We start from the raw sequence: 18,332 nt of genomic DNA on the forward strand, positions 1-18,332 counted from the left end.
CGCCGTTAGGGCGTGGGCAAAAAGACGTTGTGCAGCGCCCCACTTGATCGGGCACTTTCATCTGCAAGCGAAGTGAGCAGCTGCGCGAGCCCAGCGAATCCGGTTGATTCTCTGGTGATCCGGTCGAACGGCCAGCGGCCCAGGGCGAGAATCTCGAGGGCTGCCCGGTGGGCGGGATACTCCACGCCGAGTGCGCCTACGACGTGTAATTCTTTATAGACCAACAAGTCTGGTTCAAACCGGGGCGTGCCGCCTCCTCCACGGGTGCCGGCCACCACAATTGTGCCGCCGGGCCTGGCAAGGCCGACGGCATCGGCGAACGCGGAGGGTGCTTTAGCGGTGACGTCGACGACCACGTCGGCAAGCCGTCCGCCTGTCTCACGCTGGAGCGCGGTCACTGCATCGTCCTGCGATACATCGATGGGCAGGTCGACACCGAATGATCTGGCTATGGCCAGTCGTTGTTCGTCGCGTGGGCCTACGCCGGTCATCGCGACGAACGCGGCTCCCGCCTCTTTGGCCGCCACCGCCGCACAGATTCCGCGGATGCCGGGCCCCAGGATCGCTACGACGTCCCCGGCCTTGGTGTCGGGAAGAGTCGCCCCCCACTGGATACCGGCCCCGAGAGGGTTGAACAACGTGGCGAGAACGGGGTCCATGTCTTCGGCAATCGGGAGCAGCATCGCGTCCCACGGAAGCTCCACATGGGTGGCGTATCCGCCCCATAAGCCCGCGCCGACCTCCACGTCGACAAACCCGAACATGGTGGCGATGCCGTTCACCGCGCACCGCCGGTATTCGCCGCGGCGGCACTCGGGGCAGTCTCGGCAGGACCGGAACACCTCAACGGCCACGCGCTGGCCGGCTTGTACACCCCAGCGTTGGCCAGCCGCAGCGCCAACATGTTCGACGATGCCGACGATTTCGTGCCCTGGAACGAATGAGAAGCCGGCAGGCAGGTGTCCGGTGAATTGTTCGTGATCTGTTCCGCACAGACCGCATGCTTCAACTCGCAGGATCGCACCCCGGTCGCCGACGTCGGGGATGGTCATCTGGCGCCGCTGCAGACTCCGCGGTCCGGTCAGCACCATCGCCTCGGCGATCATGGAAGCTCGAACCCGGTGAACGACCCTGTGTTTCGGAGGCACACCGTTTTACCTACGTACATTTCCGCGCCCATCGCCTCGGCGATCTGCGGATCGTCGCTGCGTGCGACGACTCTTTGCCCGTCGGACAGGTGCGCGATGATCGGAGTCCATCGAGGTTGGCCGTCTCGGTCGTAGACGACGGTGTATCCGTCGACTGTCGCGCAACCGGTCGCCTCGTCGGCGCCTGCGACGGCCAGCCGCGATGAATCGATTTGAGCTTGTTCGACCGCCGTGTCGAGCAGTCGCCACCCGGCTGGTGGCGGGGTGGCCGACCACACACCGACCGAATGCTTCGTCGAATACCACCCGAGGCCGGTGACGAGTCCGGCATCGGTTGGGTCGCGTCGGCACCGTCGGACCATCTCCACGATCGAGTGGCTGACGTAATTGTTTCCGGGACCGCCGTGATAAGGCAGGCCTCCGGTTACTGTGAGGCCTCTGTCGTCGAGGGGGTCCAAGTCGAGAGCCTCGGCAGCCATCTCAATTGCCGACGGGAAGCAGGAGTAGAGGTCGAACCACCGGATGTCGTCGGTGGTCAACCGGCCCGCATCGAGAGCCTTCCGTGCCGCTACCTCGATACCCGATGAGCGGCTGAGGTCCGGCCGTTCCACGGGGAAGTACACGTCGTTGCAAGTCGCTGCTGACCAGGGAAAGACCCAACGATCGCGCGCGACGCCTAATTCGTCCGCCACCTCGGCCGCCATGAGAATGAAGGCGGCAGCCATGTCGACGGACATGATGCTGTTGAGCAGCTTGGGATAGGGCAAGCAGACCATGCGGTTTTCCGCGGTGACTTCGCTGAGTTCGGTGGCACTTCGTGCGCGTGGGAACCAGGCCTGTTCCGGATGGCGTGCCGCCTCGGCTGTGAACGGGGCCATCAGCGTGCCCAGCCACTCCCGTTGAGCATCGAAGTCGCGGCCGTGGCGCGCGGCGATCGCGGACTCGAAGATGGGATACACCTCGTGCGGCCAACTCAGACCCACCGACAATTCGGCTTGACTCAGCCCGGGGCGGGCGTCGCCCAGGGATTCGTCGTCGGAGCGGGGTGGGGGCGGCGAGTCGAGAAGTGCCCCGCCCTGAAGCTTGCGTGCGGAATGCCCGCTCTCCGCCCCGACGACCAGGACGACATCTGCACGGCCTTCGCCTATTTCGCCACCCAACACTTCGACGAGATACTGCGGGGTGTTTCCGCCGACGGGACAGCTGATGCGGCGGGCGGGACTGATGTGCATCGCTTCGGCGATCCTGCTGGCGGGATTGTCGCGCGGTATGACCAGGATGCCCGGAGTCGCGACGGTGTCGATGCGCCGCTCGACCGGGCGACTTGCGTCTTTGACCGCGCGGCGTGCGGCTTCTACCGCCAAGTCGATCGGGTCCACGAAGTCGTTCCCGCGATGGGTAACTTCGCCCACGCCGACGACAACCGGGGTACGCGCTTCTACCAACATCGGCATCGGCATCCGCTCAGGGCCACGGGGCTGACTTGAGACATAACTGCGATGGTGTCATGTGCGTGGGCAAGTCACAATGGTGTGCGCTCGCGGCATACTGGCTGTGTGTCGACGAGGTTGTTGAGATGGGGCGCCGCCGCGCCGACAGATCGTGGGTCCGCTCGCGACCGGTTGCTCGATGCTGCCGAGCGGTGCCTCGAGAGTTGCGGTGTGGTGGGCACGACCATGGAGGACATCGGCAGAACAGCGGGTGTGTCCAGGGCAACGGTGTATCGCTACTTCCCCAGTCGGGAGGCGGTGATGTCGGGTGTCATCATTCGCGCCGCCGAGCGCTATCTCGACCGCATCAGCCCGCGGATCGCGGCGCACGCCGACCTGGGCTCCGCGCTCGTCGATTTCGTGGAATACACGGTTGAGGCCGCGCGCCGCGAAGAGATCATCGGATTGTTGTTCGGCAGCGACGAGGAACTCGCCGGCGTGGGTCTCGCGGCGGGGACCTCGACGTCCCTCTTCGAAATCGTCACCGAATTTCTGCGTCCCATCTTCACCAGACACTGGAGTTGCGTGGAACCGGGCGTCTCCGTCGACGACGCCGCCGAGTGGGTTGTCCGCACGATATTGAGCCTGCTGACTGTTCGAGGGCCGCGGGAGCGCAGTCGTGACGGACTCCGGGCGTTTCTGTCGAGGTTTCTCCTTCCGGCGATCCTGGCGGGTGACCACGCTCGACCGATGTGACATCTATGGCGTAATGTCTCGACGGCAGATGAGGTAGGAGGGCCTGTGCAATTCACCACGTTCAACGAACAGGTCGCTGAGCAACTAAAGAGCGCAGCAGAAACCACGGGCGGGTTGGCCGGTTACCTCGGCTTCCGTCACACCGAATTCACTGCGGGACGGCTCGTCGCGGAGATGGACGCACGCGACGACCTGAAGACGCCTTTCGGGAACCTGCATGGGGGCTGCTTATCGGCCATGGTCGACCACTGCCTCGGAGTGGTGTTTTATCCCGTGATTCCACTGGGATCTTGGGTCGCGACAACGGAGTTCAAACTGAATCTGCTTCGTCCGGTCTCTAGCGGCACCTGTGTAGCCACAGCCGAGATCATCTCGCTGGGCAGAACCAGCGGTGTGGCGCGTATCGACATCTGCAACGACGGCAGAGCGGTGTGTGCGGCCCAGGGAACCGTCACCGTCGTCGCACCGAAGACGAGCTCCTGATGTCGGCAAAGAGAACAGGCGATTCGTCGGCTCCTGTGGTCGAGCGCGTGCCCACGGCGGACGGGCTGACGCTGGCGGTCGACCTCTACCGCTGTGATGCGCCGCGGGCGGTCGTGTTGCTCCTTCACGGCGGAGGTCAAAGCCGACACGCCTGGGACGTCACCGCCCAACGCCTGCACCAGCGGGGCTACACGGTGGCCGCGTACGACACCAGGGGACACGGGGACAGCGACTGGGACCCCGACGGACGCTACGACGGGGACCGGCTTGGATCCGACCTATTGGCCGTGCGCTCATACGCCGATTCCGGCCGCCCCGTCGCCGCGATCGGCGCCTCTCTGGGCGGCTTGACCATTCTCGGAACACACTTGCTCGCCCCGCCGGACCTATGGCAGGCCGTCGTCCTGGTTGACGTCACTCCGCGAATGGAGATGGAAGGCGCCCGACGAGTCGTAGCGTTCATGTCGGCACACCCCGAAGGTTTCGACAGCCTAGAGTCGGCCGCTGACGTGATCGCCGCCTACAACCCGCACCGCCCTCGCCCCGAAAACCTCGACGGCCTCCGAAAAGTCCTCGCCCGTCGCGAAGACGGTCGCTGGGCCTGGCGATGGGATCCAGCTTTCGTGACGTCGAATTTCCAGTTCCTGCAGGGTGATCCAGACGAAGGCGCTAAAGACTTCGACATGATGAGCGCGTTCCTTCTTGATGGTGCGAGGCAGGTGTCCGCGCCAACGCTGCTGGTCCGGGGCCTACTATCTGACATGGTCTCCGAAGAGACAGTAAAGCATTTCCTGACCGTCGTTCCGCACGCGCAAACCGTTGACGTATCGGGCGCGGGACACATGATTGCCGGCGACAACAACGACGCATTCTCGACGGCGGTCGTCGAATTCCTCGACAGGACCACATGAACCCTGCTGTCGGTTGACTGCCCATGTAGGGCTGGCGCCTATCCTGCTCCTATGCCAACTGAACCAGCGCGGGTGTCTTTCCGCCGGCATGTGCGCGAAAAGGTTTTGAGGGCGACACGAGAACTCGCCATCGAGAAGGGCTGGGATCAGGTCCGGATGAGCGAGGTTGCCGAATCGGTCGGCGTCTCCCGCCCGACGTTGTACAAAGAGTTCGGCGACAAACAGGGGCTCGGCGACGCGCTTGTGGTGTCGGAGGGCCAGCGCTTTATGGAAGGCATTCTTGCCGTCCTTGCCGAACACGTGGGCGACGTGCGGGGCGGCATCACCGCAGCGGTGCAATTCACCCTCTGTGAAGCAGAAGACAGCCCGCTCCTCAAGGCAGTTCTGACGTCCAACCCTTCGGGGAATGATCGCGGTGGCTCGTCGTCTACTGGAGTCCTACCTCTTCTGCCGACGTCGGCTTCCCTGCTTCAGCTCTGCTCCGCGGCTCTGATCACGTGGTTTAACGACCACTTCGACGATCTCGATCCCGAAGACGTTGAGGAGGTCGCAGATGTTCTGGTGCGACTGACAGTGAGTCATGTTGTACTCCCAGCCGCGGACATCGCCACCACCGGTGAGCGGATCTCCCGCGTAGCACTCAGGTACCTGGGAGTTGTCCACAGTTTGTAACTAGCAAGCTCTCGTGTCAGATCGAGCCGGCGAGGAGCTCTGAGCGGTCAACTCGGAGCTGCTGGCTGATGGCCCGCTTACTGAACATGAAATCGCGAGGACGGTTGACGCAGTCGGCGGCGATGAGTTCACGATCGCGGAAGTAGAAGCAGCTGAAGTCACGGTCACGCGACGGGTCGCCGCTGAAGACCACTTCGTCGTATCCGGTGTTGAGACCGGCGATCTGGAGTTTGAGATCGTACTGGTCGGACCAGAACCACGGAAGCGCAGCGATTGCGCTGTGTTTTCCGCAGATTGTCGCCGCAGCGATCTTGGCCTGCTCGCCGGCGCTCGATACGGATTCCAAACGAATACGCGAGCCGTATCGAGCCATGGTGTGGCTGGTGCAGTCGCCGGCGGCCACGATGTCGGGGTCGCTGGTGCGGGCCTGGTCGTCGATCACGATGCCGTTGTCGACGGATAATCCTGCGGCCGAGGCGAGCTCGGTGTTCGGCACCACACCGACGCCGACGATGACCAAGTCGGCGGGGATCGGTTCGCCGCCTGCCAGCACGACCTCCTGCACTCTGCCGTTGCCGGAGAAGGCTTCGACGAGAGCGTGTGTTCGGATCTCCACTCCCTCGCCGTTGTGGATTCGGGTGTAAAACGCGGAAACCTCCGGCGCGGTGACCCGTTCGAGTACACGCTCGGTTGCCTCGAGGACGGTGACGTTCATGCCGAGCGAACACAGCGAGGCCGCCGTTTCCAACCCGATGTAACCGCCGCCCACGATCACAACCCTCCGACCCGGTGTAGCGGCGGCACGGATCAACTCGACGTCTGCAGCGGTACGCAGGTAGTGAATTCCGGGAAGATCCACCCCTGGTGTGGGGAGTCGTCTGGCCCTTGCGCCGGTGCACAACGCGAGCTTGGTGTACGTCAGCGTGTCGCCGGTGCTCAGAGACACACGCTTGGCACTCCGGTGGATCGCCTCCACGGTCGCATTCAAGAGTCGAATGTGCTGCTTTTCGTAGAAATCAGCGCCGCGAATCAGGAGGTCGTCGAGGCCGTTCTTGCCGGCCAGGTATCCCTTCGACAACGGAGGCCGGTGGTAGGGCAGTCCCCCCTCGTCGCCGATGAGCACGACCTCCCCAGACCACCCCTCCCTTCGAAGATTAGCTGCCAACTGCGCGCCGGCGTGGCTCGCGCCGACGATCACCGCTCGTTCGGGAGTCACGCACTTGGCCTGGGAGTGAGGCGAACCATCAGCTTGCTGATACCCCTGACGAAATTCGATTGCACATACTCGGGTTCGCCGACCACCTCGATGTTCTCAAAGCGAGGGAGCAATTCCTCCCACAGGATTCGAAGCTGCAACTCAGCAAGTCGGTTTCCCATGCACCTGTGCACGCCGAACCCGAACGAGATGTGATTGCGGGCGTTGCTCCTATCGATGATCAACTCATCGGCCCGCTCGAAGACACGCTCATCGCGGTTACCAGAGGCGTACCACATCACGACCTTGTCGCCCTTGCGGATGAATTGCCCGTTCAACATGATGTCTTTTTTCGCGACTCGGCGCATGTACGCCAACGGGGTCTGCCAGCGAATGATCTCGGATACCATGTTGGGAATCAGGTCAGGGTTCGCCTTCAACTTCTCGAACTGATCGGGGAACTGGTTCAAGGCGAGAACCCCTCCGCTCATCGAGTTGCGAGTCGTGTCGTTTCCCCCGACGATCAGCAGTACCAAATTGCCGAGGAATTCCATCGGGCGGTCGATGAGATCCTTAGTGTCCTCGTTGGCCTGCAGCATCGTGATCAGATCGAAGCCCGGTCGCTCCCCGTTGGCGGTACGGGCCGCCTTGTCATGCCAGAGAGCGCTGAGACCCTTCGCCATGTCGACCATGCCACGAAACACTCTGTCGTTGTCGGAAGGACCACCATTGGCTTGCTCCATGGAGGTGGCGAGGTCCGACCATTCCACGAGCTTGTGCCGCTGCTCGTACGGGAAGTCCAGCAGGGTCGCGAGCATGCGCGCTGTCAGTTCGATGGAGACGTGGTGCACCCAATTGAACGGCTGATCCACCGGTAGATCGTCCAGCACTTCCTGGACACGCGAGCGGATCAGCCCCTCCATCTCGCGCAGGTTCTTCGGCGCGACAACCCCTTGGACGGAAGCGCGCTGCAAGTCGTGTTGTGGCGGATCCATCGCGATGAACATGGCGATGTCCATGAAGCGGGGCGGTCTCCCGATGATGATGAACGGCTCTGCGGAGAAAGCCTCGTGGTTCTTGTCGACGGCGATGATGTCCGCGTGGCGGGTCACCGACCAGAACGGGCCGAACGCACTGTGAGCCTGGTAGTGCACCGGCGCCTCGTTGCGCACGCGTTCGAAGTAGGACTTCCAGCGGCCTTGGCGGTAGAGGAACGGGTTGCTGAGATCGATGTCGGCGATATCAACGTCCTCGACCGGAGGAATGGGCGTCTCGGTGAAGATCTTCTTACCATTGGTTCCGGTTACCCACCGGCGTGTCTTGTCGTAGAGGTGTGCGCCGCGGATTTGCAGCTCCAGAGGCACGGCAGACTGGGCTTTGGCGGCCACTGCCGCGGGAATACTCATTATTGTTTCCTCCAAATCCATGACGTTGTTTCAGAGCTGGAACTCAGGTAGCTCGACCGTCAAGCCATCCCATGCCTCGGAGGCGGACATCTGGCAAGACAGCCTCGACGTCCGCTGACGCTCGGGGTTCATCGCGAGCATCTCCTCTTCGTTGGCGCCGCAGAGTCCCACCGTGTCCGACCACTCGGGAGCGACGATCACGTGGCACGTTCCGCATGCGGCTTCCCCTCCACAATCGCCGTCGATGCCGGGCACCGCGTTGTTGACCGCAACCTGCATCAAGGACTGCCCTTCGGCCAAGGGGGCTTCGTACTTCTCGCCGTCGTGAGAGACGAAGGTGACGACTGCCATGATTAACTCTCCTCAATTTGGAACTCCTCTATTTAGCGTTGTCGCGCGTGACCAGCGTCGCTAGGCTCGCAGGAGTCAAAAAGTTGTGTTTTTAGCTCACGCGCAGGGAGGCACGTGAAACTCGACGACTCGGGTATGCCAGCGCTGGCTTTCCTGCAGATGCTGGACAGTGAGGCGCTGGGGCATGACGCCAGCATTGCGCTCCGCAGCATCATGGTTCGCGAGCACGTTACCGAGTCGATGTTGGTGGGTCGCGACGCGCAGGTCCCCTTACGGTGGTTCAGGGAGATATATTCCGATTTCGATTGTGATCAGGGAACCCGTCTGGGTTTCGCGTTCGCTGAACACGCCAAACTGACGTCCTTTGGGGCACTCAGTGTTCCCTTGGTCAGCGCGGGCTCGGTAGCCGAGGTTGTCGAGTTGCTTGCTTATCTGCCGGTGATCACCACAGCCCTCAGCCCGACGTTCCATTCGACGGAACGCGGCCTCACGATCGGGCTCACCGGTCGCACCGGTGACGCGGGCCTGAACTGCCTGGCCGTCACCTACGGTGGGCTGGCGCTGTTGCGTCTGCTCGACATGCTCGCGGGTGCCGTACCGAATATTGAACTGCATTTAAGTCATTCAGCGCCGGAGTCGTGGGTTCTTCATGACGAAGTGTTGGCGGGTCGGATCTTCTTCGACGCCCCCAGCTCGTTCGTCCACGTTCCCGCGGCTTCGCTCGAGGAGGTCTGTCGATTCTCCGATCCTGTGGCGTACCGGATTGCCGTCACCGATTTGCAGCGAACTCTCGATCAACGACGTGACACGTCGGTCTCCGAAAAAGTAAGGGACCTGCTCGAAAAAGATCCCGGAAAAACGAACATCAGCCGGACGGCGGGCGAGCTTTCGATATCCCCGAGCACGTTGAAGCGGCGCCTCCGCGAAGAGGGGACCACCTTTCGCGAATTGCGTCAGTCGTTCTTGCGGGAGCGAGCAATTCTGCGACTTCTCGACAGATCGTTGTCTGTAAGCGAGATCGCGGCAGAACTCGGGTACGCGGAGCTCACGAACTTCACACATGCCTTCAAACGGTGGACCGGTCGTTCACCGCGCCACTTCAGAAAAACGCGCGACTGAGGGCTATAGATCCGCCCCGGCGTGTGCCGGGCGACCATCGGAACCAGCGGGCTTCACGATCGGCCTCATCTGTCACCTGGACATCGTCGAGAAACGACACGATCGGCGCGGGTTTCGGTCATCGCAGCACCCTCTTGGGAAGAGGCGCAAGGACATTCCAGAGAATCCATACCGCGCTAGCGGCGGGTGCGGGCGGGGGTGACGCGGACCTCTAGGCACGCTATGCTAACCGTCGTTCACGTCGGGACCGGCGTTGGACGCGTGGTCGAGAGGAGTCCGGATGCCACACGACCAGCCGGCCATCATCGGTGCCGCCGAACTCGCTCCAGGGAGAAACGTTCCGTACACCTCCACTGAATTGCATGTGCGCGCCGCGGTCGCGGCTCTCGCCGACGCAGGGGTGGTCCCAGACGAGGTCGACGGTCTGGTGTGCGCCGGGCCGATGACGAACGAGGGTTCGATCTTCCTGTCCGAGGACCTCATGGACTATCTCGGGCTGCACAATCTGAAACTTCAGATGACCTGTCAGCTTGGCGGCGGGACCCATCTCGCCATGACGCGCATGGCGAGTAACGTCATCGCCCGGGGCGAGGCCGAGACGGTGCTGGTCGTGTCGGCGGGCAAGTTTCCACCGATCCGCGATGGCGGGCGCGAACTGATGGCGCTGGTGTGTGACCACGCGTTCGAGATGCCCTATGGACCGTCCGTGCCGGCGCTCTACGGTTTGATCGCGCAGGCCTGGATGCACGAGACGGGACAGGGCAAGGCGGACATCGCCGAGGTCACCGTGTCGCAGGACCGTTGGGCCGCACTGAACCCCGCGGCTATCGCGCACGGCGCTCAACGCCTGACTGTGGAGGACGTGCTGGCGTCCCGGCCGATCGCCGGGCCGTTCCACTTCTACCACTGCTCGATTCCCTGCGAGGGCGGTGGCGCGCTGGTGCTGGGCTCGGCCCGCCGGGCTCGCGCGGGCAAGCACCGGCCGGTGCATTTGCTGGGCTTTGGAGAGGGTCACACCCACGGTTTTCTGACCTCGCTGGCCCGGCCGGGTCGTACCGGGGCCGCCCGTTCGGGTCCGATGGCCTTTGAGCGCTCCGGACGGGCGCCGGCCGACGTCGACATCGCTTTGCTCTACGACGCCTTCGCCTCCAACCCGGCGATGATCCTTGAGGAGGCGGGTTTCGTGAAGCCCGGTGGGGCAGGCGATTTCTACCGTGACGGCTGCGCCGATCCGGGGGGCGACCTTCCGGTGAACACCGACGGCGGCCTAATCCGGTTCGGGCACACCGGGACCTCCTCTGGCATTTCGCAGATCCTTGAGGGTTACTGGCAGTTGTCCGGTCGCGCCGAGGGCCGTCAGGTGCCCGGGGCGGATACCGCGTTCGTGCACAGCTACGGCTCGATGCTGTGCAGTCACGTCAGCATGGTGATGGAGGGAGCGTCATGACCGCAGCTTCGAGTTCTCTCGACGGTCTGCACGATCCTGAGGCGCTGCCGCCGCTGACCGATGTCAACCGTCCCTACTTCGCAGCAGCGGCCCGCGGTGTACTCGTCTTCCAGCGGTGCGCGAACGACCACCCTTTCCTCTACCCGCGGCTGGTGTGTCCCGTCTGCCATGACGGTGAGTTGGCCTGGGAGACCGCGGCGGGTACTGGTGAGATCGTCAGTTTCGCGCCGGTGTACCGCCCCCCGTGGGACTCGTTCCCGCGCAGCGAGCCGTACGTCGTCGTGCTCGTTCGTCTGGACGAGGGGCCGCAGTTGTTGGCCAGTCTCGAGGGCGTGGCCCCAGATGAAGTTGCGATCGGGGCGAGAGTGCGCGCAGTGTTCGAGCGGGTGAACGAGGACCTTGGGCTGGTCCGATTCAGGCTGGCGGCGTCGTGACCACGTACGGGGTCTCGGTGCTCGGCGCGGACTTGGCCACCCTTGTCGAGACCGCCGAGGCTACCGACCTCGCCGGCTTCGACGCCGCCTGGGCCTCGGAGTTCTACTCGCGCTCCGGCTCGATCTCGATGGCCGCGATGGCCGCGCGCACAAAGCGCTGCCGCATCGGGTCGTCGATCCTGTATGGCGTCGGGCGCAGCCCGCTCGTGCTCGCCACCGAGGCGCGTGACCTCGACGAGCTTTCAGGCGGGCGCGTCGTACTCGGGCTCGGCAACGGTACACGCCGCATGATGAGCGACTGGCACGGCGTGGAGGACACCTCCGCTCCCGCTCTGCGCATGGAGGAGCTGGTCCCGCTCGTGCGTCGGATCTGGAACCTGCACGAGGGCCCCGTGCGCCATGAGGGGCGCTTCTACCGGATGAATCTCGTCCCAACCGGCGACGTCGCGCCGCCGAAGCGAGCGATCCCGATCATCACCGCGGGCGTGCGTCCGCGGATGTGCGAGGTGGCAGGGCGCGTAGCCGACGGGTTGGCTGGTCATCCGCTGTTCACCACGACTTACGTCGAGGAGGTCGCCCGCCCAGCCGTCGTGCGCGGTGCGGAGCGGGCCGGACGCGATCCCGCCGACATTGAGATCGTCTCGATGGTCATCTGCGCGGTGCACGACGACCCACAGATCGCACGTCGTGAGGCCGCGCAGCAGATCGCGTTCTACTCCTCGGTGAAGACCTACGAGCACGTGCTCGACGTCAGCGGTTTCGCCAGGCAGGCAGCGGCCATCCGCGACGCGTTCGCACGGCGTGACCTGCCGGCCATGTTCGCCGCGGTCACCGACGACATGATCGACGCGATGGCGGTGGCCGGCACCGCCGCCGAGGTCCGAGAAGGGCTGCGCCGCTACGAGGGCGTGCTGGACCACATCGTTCTCTACTCACCCTCGATTGGTCTCGCGCCCGAGCGCATCGCCGAGAACCTCGGCAGCCTCATTCGCGATTGTGCGCCGGCCTTCGCCGGCGGGAAAGGTGACCAGAGTGGCTGACGCATCGCTCATCGGGACGCAACTCGGGAGGACCACGTTTCCCGTCGACCGGTCCAAAGTGCGCGAGTTCGCACTTTCGCTCGGCGACCGCGACCCGATCTACCAGGACGTCGCGGCCGCCCGCGCCGCCGGCTTCGGCGCGATCCCCGCTCCTCCGACCTTCGTCGTCTCCTCGGCTCACTGGCGCGCCGACGACGACATGTTCGGCGCCCTCGGGCTCGACCTGCGACGCGTACTGCACGGTGAGTGCGGCTGGGAGTATTTCGCGCCGGTGTTCGTCGGCGACGAGCTCACCGAGACTCGTCGGGTGTCGAACGTGACCAGCCGCGAGGGGAAGCGCGGCGGCATCATGACAATCGTGACGATCGAGACCGACTTCACCAACCAGCGCGACGAACTCGTCGTGCGCCAGACCGACGTCTTGATCGAAACCGGAGGCTCCACCCAATGACGACATCCCCCGCGCCGGTGGCGTTGGCCATCGGCGACGAGATGCCGACCTCACAGTTCGGCCCGCTGACGCGCTCGCACATCGTTCGCTACGCCGGCTCCGGCGGCGACTTCAACCCGATCCACCACGACGAAGAGTTCGCCCGCGCGGCCGGCATGCCCGGTGTGTTCGGCATGGGACTGCTGCACGGCGGTGTGCTCGCGCAGCGGCTGACCGCCTGGGTGGGGCTGGCCAACATCCGCTCGTTCCGCATCCGGTTCACCGGTCAGGTATGGCCCGGTGACCTGCTCAGCTTCGGCGGCAGGGTCACCGGCGTGCGCGAGGCCGGAGGGCAGCAGGTGGCAGACCTCGAACTCGTGGTCACGCGCCAGACCGGCGAACCCGCGATAAAGGGGAGCGCCGTCGTGCAGGTGACCCGGTGAGCGCGCCAACGAGCGACGTCACCGGCCTCGGGATGACGTTCGGGACCTTCGACGAAGGCCGGGCGTGGGTCGGTCATCGCTCCGAACCGCGGCATGCGTGGTTCCCGATCGACCGCTCGATGGTGTTGTACTACTGCTCGCTCGTCGAGGACGCGAACCCCCGTTACTGGGAGGGTGAGGACTGCCCGCCCGGGCTGCTGATGAGCCTCGGCTTCGCGCCGCAGTGGGTGCCCGGGTACCTAGCGCGTGCCGACATGATGTTCGCGCTCAGCGTCCCGTTGCCGGGCCACCACATCATCAACGCCTCGACGACGACGGAGTTCGAACGCCGGCCCCGGGTAGGCGATCACGTGTCGATCGTGGAGGAGATCGCCTCGATCTCCGAGCCCAAGACGACGCGGGTGGGCACCGGTGTGTTCATCACCACGGTGAGCACCTTCTCCGACCAGCACGGTGAGGTCATCGGCCGCAACACCAACGTGCTCTTCCGATACGACACCGCCGATAGTGAAGGCGCATCATGAACGACTCCACCGAGCGCAGCATGGTCCGCGTCCCCGTGCGGTTCGAGGACATCGCCGTCGGCGACACCCTGACGCCCGTCTCGATCGAGATCAGCTACAAGCGCATCTGCATGAACGCGGCTTCGACATGGGACTGGTTCCCCGGTCACCACGACCCCGACTACGCGCGCAGCCAGGGCCAGCGCACGATCTACCTGTCAACCCTCTTCTTCCATGGCTTCATCGACCGCGGCCTCAACGAATGGGCCGGACCCGACGCGCTCATCCGGCGCCGCAGAATCTCAATGATCCGGTCGATCTATCCGGGCCAGACCGCAACCCTGAGCGGCAAGGTCGTGGCCAAACGCGACGATGGCGGACGGCGCCTCGTCGACCTCGAGTTGCTCGTCTCGAGCGAAGATGGTCCGTGCGTGCCGAGTGAAGCCACCGTTGAGCTGGCCGACCCGTTTGTCGAGGTGCCGGGGTGAGCTGCCACTCACATGCGAGGCGACGGTGAGGGACGGAGGCTCGGTGGCCGAGCAACCGGTTCGCTACGAGGTCGTCGACAGCGTGGCCTGGCTGACGATCAACCGGCCCGAGGCGCGCAACGCGCTGAACAACGCTGTGCGCACGGGGCTTTTCGACGCGGTACGCCGCTTCAATGACGACGACGCGGCGAAGGTGCTCGTCCTCACCGGCGTGGGCGATAAGGCGTTCTGCGCCGGCGGGGACTTGAAGGAGATGGCGCAGAACGCGCTCAAGGTGCCCCCGAAGGACTTCGCTCCGCAGTTCGGCCGCAACATCGATGTCGCGAAGCCGACGATCGCGGCCGTCAACGGTGTCGCGTTCGCCGGGGGCTTCCTGCTCGCGCAGCAGTGCGACCTGGTCGTGGCTGCCGAACACGCGACCTTCGCCGTCAGCGAGGTCAAAGTCGGCCGCGGGTCGCCGTGGGCGGCACCGCTATCGTGGCTGGTGCCCCCACGCGTTGCCATGCAGATCCTGCTGACCGGCGACCCGATCACCGCCGAGCGCGCCCACCAGGTCGGCTTAGTCAATGAGGTGGTGCCGGCCGATCAGTTGCGCGAGCGTACCCGGCAGTTGGCGCTCAGCATCGCCGCGAACGCACCGCTATCGGTGCTTGCGTCCAAGCGCACCGTGTACCTCTCGGCACAGCACCACCTCGCCGCCGCCTACGACCTGGCCGACGAGATATGGGAGCCGGTCTATCTGAGCGACGACGCGCAGGAAGGCCCGACGGCGTTCCGCGAGAAGCGCGCACCACAGTGGAAGGGACGCTGACATGGCGGTGACCATGCAGTCGGTAATCGCCGACATCGAAGCCGAAACGGCCGCGTTGCGCGAACTCATCGCACCGCTGCCCGAAGGTCCGCGCGGCTGGGACGCGCCGACTCCGGCCGTGGGCTGGGCGATCCGCGACCAGATCAGCCATCTGGCGTTCTTCGACGACGTGGCGGTGCGCTCGGCCACCGACCCCGACGGTTTCAGCAGCGACTACCTGCCGATGATGGCCGACGGAAGCATCTCACCCGACGTCATCGCTGAGCGCTACCGTCAAATGCCGGCTGCCGACCTGCTCGCGTGGTTCGACACGTCGCGTGCAGCCCTCGTTGCGGCGTTCGCGGACATTGCCCCGGCGACCCGCCTGCCGTGGTTCGGGCCGACGATGAGCGCGGTCTCGTCGCTGACAGCGCGACTCATGGAGACCTGGGCGCACGGCCAGGACATCGTCGACGCGCTCGGCGCGACCCGCGAGGCCACGGCACGGCTGCGGCACGTGGCCCACATCGGGGTGGGTGCGCGCGCTTTCAGCTACCTGGCCAACGGTCTGGACCTCCCCGCGGACCCGGTACGCGTCGAGCTGACCGCTCCGGACGGCAGCGTCTGGACGTGGGGGCCAGCCGACGCCGCCAACCGCGTGAGCGGGCCGGCGCTGGACTTTTGCCTGTTGGTGACCCAACGCCGCCACCGCGACGACACCGCTTTGGTCGCCGACGGACCGCTGGCCGACCAGTGGCTCGCGATCGCCCAGGCCTTCGCGGGGCCCCCTGGCGGCGGGCGCGTGGCGGGCCAGTTCGCAGGGGGTCAGCGGTGAGCGTCCCGGTCCGCATCGGCAACTGCTCCGGCTTTTACGGCGACCGCATCGCCGCAGCCCGCGAGATGGTCGAGGGCGGACCGATCGACGTCCTGTGCGGTGACTATCTGGCCGAGCTGACCATGCTCATCCTGGCCAAGGCCCAGGCCAAAGACCCGTCCGGCGGGTACGCGCGGACTTTCCTCACCCAAATGGAACAGGTGCTGGGCACCTGTCTCGATCGTGGCATCAAGGTCGTCGCGAACGCGGGCGGGCTGAATCCCGCCGGCTTGGCCGCCGCGTTGCGCGAGCTGTCCGCACGTCTCGGCCTCACCGCGCGCGTCGCGCACGTCGAGGGCGACGACCTACGTGGCGACCTCCACGCAATCACGCCGCCCGTCGGCGACATCAAACCGGTGTCGGCCAACGCCTACCTCGGCGCCTGGGGCATCACCGAGGCGCTGCATTCGGGCGCCGACGTCGTCGTGACCGGCCGGGTCACCGACGCATCCCTCGTGGTCGGTCCCGCGGCCTGGTGGCACGCCTGGGCACGCGCCGACTGGGATCGGCTCGCGGGTGCGGTCGTCGCCGGGCACGTGATCGAGTGCGGCCCTCAGGCGACGGGCGGCAACTACGCGTTCCTCGACGAGATCACCGACCGCCGCTACCCGGGGTTTCCGATCGCCGAGGTCGCCGAGGACGGCTCTTCGGTGATCACGAAGCATCCCGGCACCGGGGGACTGGTCTCAGTCGGCACGGTCACCGCCCAGCTGCTCTACGAGATCGCTGAACCTGCCTACCTCGGCCCCGACGTCGTCGCCCACTTCGACACCATTCGCCTGGCTCAACAGGGTGAGCACCGTGTCGCGATCAGCGGTACGAAAGGCAGTCCGCCGCCGGACACGTTGAAGGTGGCGCTGAACGAGGTGGGCGGCTTCCGCAACACGATGACCATGGTGCTCACCGGCCTCGACATCGAGGCCAAGGCGGCCTTCGCCGAACAGCAGCTCTTCGACGTTCTCGGCGGACGCGACGCCTTCGACGAAGTCGACGTGCGACTGTTGCGTTTCGACGTCTCCGATGCGCCGACGAACGAGCAAGCCTGCGCGCACCTGCGTGTGACGGTGAAGGACGCCGACCCGCGAAAGGTGGGCCGAGCCTTCTCCGGCGGGGTCATGGAGATCGCCCTGGCTGGTTTCGCCGGCTTCCACACCACCACGCCACCGTCCTCGGAGACCGCGTTCGGCGTCTACCGGCCGGCCTACGTTCCGCGCTCGGCCCTCACGCACGTGCTCGTCGACGCCGACGGCAATCGGCACGTGATCCCTGACCCGCCGACCGGTGCGGTCCCGCCGGCTGGGATCGCCCCGCCCGCGAAGCTGCCGGCGCCATCCGGGCCGACGCGGCTCGCGCCGCTCGGGTCGGTACTCGGTGCGCGGTCCGGAGATAAGGGCGGCAACGCCAACCTCGGACTGTGGGCACGCGACGACCCCGGTTACGCGTGGGCGCGCGAGTACCTGAGCGTCGAGCGGCTGCGCACACTGCTCGGGCCGGAGACGGCGCACCTGCGCATCGAGCGCTTCGAACTGCCGAACCTGCGCGCGCTCAACGTGGTGGTGCACGGCTTGCTCGGTGACGGGGTGGCCTCCTCGACCCGGCCGGACGCGCAGGCCAAGGGGCTCGGGGAGTACGTGCGATCCCGAGTGGTGGACGTTCCCGAATCGCTGCTCGACACACACTAAATCCGGTGCGGGGCGCCGTCTACCTGCTGTGTAACCGCGCGGCTGAACAGCGCCGCAACGGCCGCGGCGGCCAGCATCGCCTCAATCGTCGCGTCGTCCAGCGACGCCGGCATGTACGCGGACGCGTTGAGCAATGACAGCACGGCGGCGACCAGGCCCTGTGCGCGCTCACGGTCCAGATCGCCCCGTGCTCGTACGAGCGCGTCGACCCAGAAGGACTCGTACCTGTGCTGTCGGCGTCGCAGGGCACGGGTCGCCAGCGGCGACAGCGAGCGGTGCTCGCGGGCGTAGACGGCCAACAGGCCGCGTCGTCGCGCGCCGAAGGCCGCGTGTAGGTCGACAAGGGCGTGCAGGACCTCCGTCGGTGTGCCGGCGTTGGTGGCGCGCCGGGCGCCGGCCAGCAGCTCAGTCATGGCGGCGTCGCATAACTCGCGCAGGATCGCGTCCTTGTTCTGAAAGTGCCGGTAGACGGCCGGCCCGCTCACCCCTGCTGCGGCACCGATGTCGTCGATGCCCACGGCGTGAAAGCCTTGCCGCGCGAACAGGTCGGCGGCGGCCTCGAGGAGCAGTTTGCGGCGCAAACCGGCCACTTTCAGGCCTCCTGTCGATTTGTGGTTACGTTGTTCGCCGTCCGATCCGCTGGGCCGGGCTGGGATCCTACCGGCGCTGGGGTTGCCTGCGTCGGCACCCGCCGCACCAAATCAAGGGAGGTGAACGAAACCGCTAGCCC

At 65.5% G+C, this 18,332-nt stretch carries 21 protein-coding genes; 15 read left to right on the forward strand and 6 right to left on the reverse strand.

Going from position 1 to position 18,332, the window contains the following annotated elements:
• Positions 1-5: 5 nt before the first annotated feature.
• Together G6N30_RS05220 and G6N30_RS05225 are read right to left on the reverse strand one after the other, a co-directional pair.
• Positions 6-1,106, reverse strand: coding sequence for a zinc-dependent alcohol dehydrogenase (locus tag G6N30_RS05220; RefSeq protein WP_017205332.1), 1,101 nt, complete (start codon positions 1,104-1,106; stop codon positions 6-8).
• Entirely contained in the window at positions 1,103-2,596 is a 1,494-nt protein-coding gene (locus G6N30_RS05225) for an acetyl-CoA acetyltransferase (RefSeq protein ID WP_024445489.1), read from the reverse strand. The genes G6N30_RS05220 and G6N30_RS05225 overlap by 4 nt, the downstream gene beginning before the upstream one ends.
• 213 nt (positions 2,597-2,809) lie before the next feature.
• Here G6N30_RS05225 and G6N30_RS05230 point away from each other — a divergent pair, with 213 nt between their 5' ends.
• The 4 genes from G6N30_RS05230 to G6N30_RS05245 all read left to right on the forward strand — a co-directional run bounded on the left by G6N30_RS05230 (position 2,810) and on the right by G6N30_RS05245 (position 5,400).
• Positions 2,810-3,334, forward strand: a complete 525-nt coding sequence (locus G6N30_RS05230; RefSeq protein WP_005114254.1) for a TetR/AcrR family transcriptional regulator — start codon at positions 2,810-2,812, stop codon at positions 3,332-3,334.
• Positions 3,335-3,379: 45 nt separating this feature from the next.
• Positions 3,380-3,817 carry a PaaI family thioesterase gene (locus G6N30_RS05235; RefSeq protein WP_011560605.1) on the forward strand — a complete coding sequence of 146 codons (438 nt, stop codon included), beginning with the start codon at positions 3,380-3,382 and terminating at the stop codon, positions 3,815-3,817.
• Positions 3,817-4,728, forward strand: a complete 912-nt coding sequence (locus G6N30_RS05240) for an alpha/beta fold hydrolase (RefSeq protein ID WP_011560604.1) — start codon at positions 3,817-3,819, stop codon at positions 4,726-4,728. Before G6N30_RS05235 ends, G6N30_RS05240 begins: the two co-directional genes overlap by 1 nt.
• A gap of 90 nt (positions 4,729-4,818) precedes the next feature.
• Entirely contained in the window at positions 4,819-5,400 is a 582-nt protein-coding gene (locus G6N30_RS05245; protein WP_005110548.1) for a TetR/AcrR family transcriptional regulator, read from the forward strand.
• A 16-nt stretch (positions 5,401-5,416) separates the two neighbouring features.
• Here the strand turns inward: G6N30_RS05245 and G6N30_RS05250 are convergent, their stop codons facing one another.
• Genes G6N30_RS05250 through G6N30_RS05260 form a run of 3 tightly spaced genes read right to left on the reverse strand, consistent with a single transcriptional unit; the run spans position 5,417 to position 8,352 of the window.
• A complete protein-coding gene (locus tag G6N30_RS05250) occupies positions 5,417-6,616 on the reverse strand; it encodes an NAD(P)/FAD-dependent oxidoreductase (protein WP_011560602.1) in 1,200 nt (399 codons plus the stop codon).
• Positions 6,613-8,001, reverse strand: coding sequence for a cytochrome P450 (locus G6N30_RS05255; RefSeq protein WP_011560601.1), 1,389 nt, complete (start codon positions 7,999-8,001; stop codon positions 6,613-6,615). Before G6N30_RS05255 ends, G6N30_RS05250 begins: the two co-directional genes overlap by 4 nt.
• A 30-nt stretch (positions 8,002-8,031) precedes the next feature.
• Positions 8,032-8,352, reverse strand: coding sequence for a 2Fe-2S iron-sulfur cluster-binding protein (locus G6N30_RS05260; protein ID WP_011560600.1), 321 nt, complete (start codon positions 8,350-8,352; stop codon positions 8,032-8,034).
• A 114-nt stretch (positions 8,353-8,466) separates the two neighbouring features.
• Here G6N30_RS05260 and G6N30_RS05265 point away from each other — a divergent pair, with 114 nt between their 5' ends.
• From G6N30_RS05265 to G6N30_RS05315, 11 genes are all read left to right on the forward strand, one after another.
• Positions 8,467-9,471, forward strand: coding sequence for a helix-turn-helix domain-containing protein (locus G6N30_RS05265; RefSeq protein ID WP_011560599.1), 1,005 nt, complete (start codon positions 8,467-8,469; stop codon positions 9,469-9,471).
• A gap of 280 nt (positions 9,472-9,751) precedes the next feature.
• The gene (locus tag G6N30_RS05270) at positions 9,752-10,918 is read left to right on the forward strand and encodes a thiolase family protein (RefSeq protein ID WP_011560598.1); all 1,167 of its coding nucleotides are present in this window, start codon (positions 9,752-9,754) and stop codon (positions 10,916-10,918) included.
• Positions 10,915-11,352 carry a Zn-ribbon domain-containing OB-fold protein gene (locus G6N30_RS05275; RefSeq protein ID WP_011560597.1) on the forward strand — a complete coding sequence of 146 codons (438 nt, stop codon included), beginning with the start codon at positions 10,915-10,917 and terminating at the stop codon, positions 11,350-11,352. The genes G6N30_RS05270 and G6N30_RS05275 overlap by 4 nt, the downstream gene beginning before the upstream one ends.
• On the forward strand, positions 11,349-12,392 hold the full coding sequence (locus tag G6N30_RS05280; RefSeq protein WP_014382413.1) for an LLM class flavin-dependent oxidoreductase: 1,044 nt from the start codon (positions 11,349-11,351) through the stop codon (positions 12,390-12,392). The genes G6N30_RS05275 and G6N30_RS05280 overlap by 4 nt, the downstream gene beginning before the upstream one ends.
• A complete protein-coding gene (locus tag G6N30_RS05285) occupies positions 12,385-12,843 on the forward strand; it encodes an FAS1-like dehydratase domain-containing protein (RefSeq protein WP_011560595.1) in 459 nt (152 codons plus the stop codon). Before G6N30_RS05280 ends, G6N30_RS05285 begins: the two co-directional genes overlap by 8 nt.
• Complete coding sequence (locus G6N30_RS05290; RefSeq protein ID WP_011560594.1) at positions 12,840-13,265, forward strand: dihydroxy-acid dehydratase; 426 nt, start codon at positions 12,840-12,842, stop codon at positions 13,263-13,265. Before G6N30_RS05285 ends, G6N30_RS05290 begins: the two co-directional genes overlap by 4 nt.
• Before the next feature lie 32 nt (positions 13,266-13,297).
• Positions 13,298-13,789, forward strand: a complete 492-nt coding sequence (locus G6N30_RS05295) for an FAS1-like dehydratase domain-containing protein (RefSeq protein WP_017205330.1) — start codon at positions 13,298-13,300, stop codon at positions 13,787-13,789.
• Positions 13,786-14,256 (forward strand): hotdog family protein, encoded by a 471-nt coding sequence (locus G6N30_RS05300; protein WP_011560592.1) that lies wholly within the window; start codon positions 13,786-13,788, stop codon positions 14,254-14,256. Before G6N30_RS05295 ends, G6N30_RS05300 begins: the two co-directional genes overlap by 4 nt.
• A 43-nt stretch (positions 14,257-14,299) precedes the next feature.
• The gene (locus tag G6N30_RS05305; protein ID WP_011560591.1) at positions 14,300-15,067 is read left to right on the forward strand and encodes an enoyl-CoA hydratase/isomerase family protein; all 768 of its coding nucleotides are present in this window, start codon (positions 14,300-14,302) and stop codon (positions 15,065-15,067) included.
• A 1-nt stretch (position 15,068) separates the two neighbouring features.
• Entirely contained in the window at positions 15,069-15,881 is an 813-nt protein-coding gene (locus tag G6N30_RS05310) for a TIGR03084 family metal-binding protein (RefSeq protein ID WP_011560590.1), read from the forward strand.
• Positions 15,878-17,602, forward strand: a complete 1,725-nt coding sequence (locus G6N30_RS05315) for an acyclic terpene utilization AtuA family protein (RefSeq protein ID WP_011560589.1) — start codon at positions 15,878-15,880, stop codon at positions 17,600-17,602. Before G6N30_RS05310 ends, G6N30_RS05315 begins: the two co-directional genes overlap by 4 nt.
• On the opposite strand, the gene G6N30_RS05320 is transcribed toward G6N30_RS05315, so the two are convergent.
• Positions 17,599-18,192 (reverse strand): TetR/AcrR family transcriptional regulator, encoded by a 594-nt coding sequence (locus G6N30_RS05320; RefSeq protein WP_011560588.1) that lies wholly within the window; start codon positions 18,190-18,192, stop codon positions 17,599-17,601. The two genes, G6N30_RS05315 and G6N30_RS05320, sit on opposite strands and share 4 nt — an antisense overlap.
• Positions 18,193-18,332: the final 140 nt, after the last annotated feature.

This window comes from Mycolicibacterium litorale, assembly GCF_010731695.1.
GTDB classification, from domain to species: Bacteria; Actinomycetota; Actinomycetes; order Mycobacteriales; family Mycobacteriaceae; genus Mycobacterium; species Mycobacterium litorale.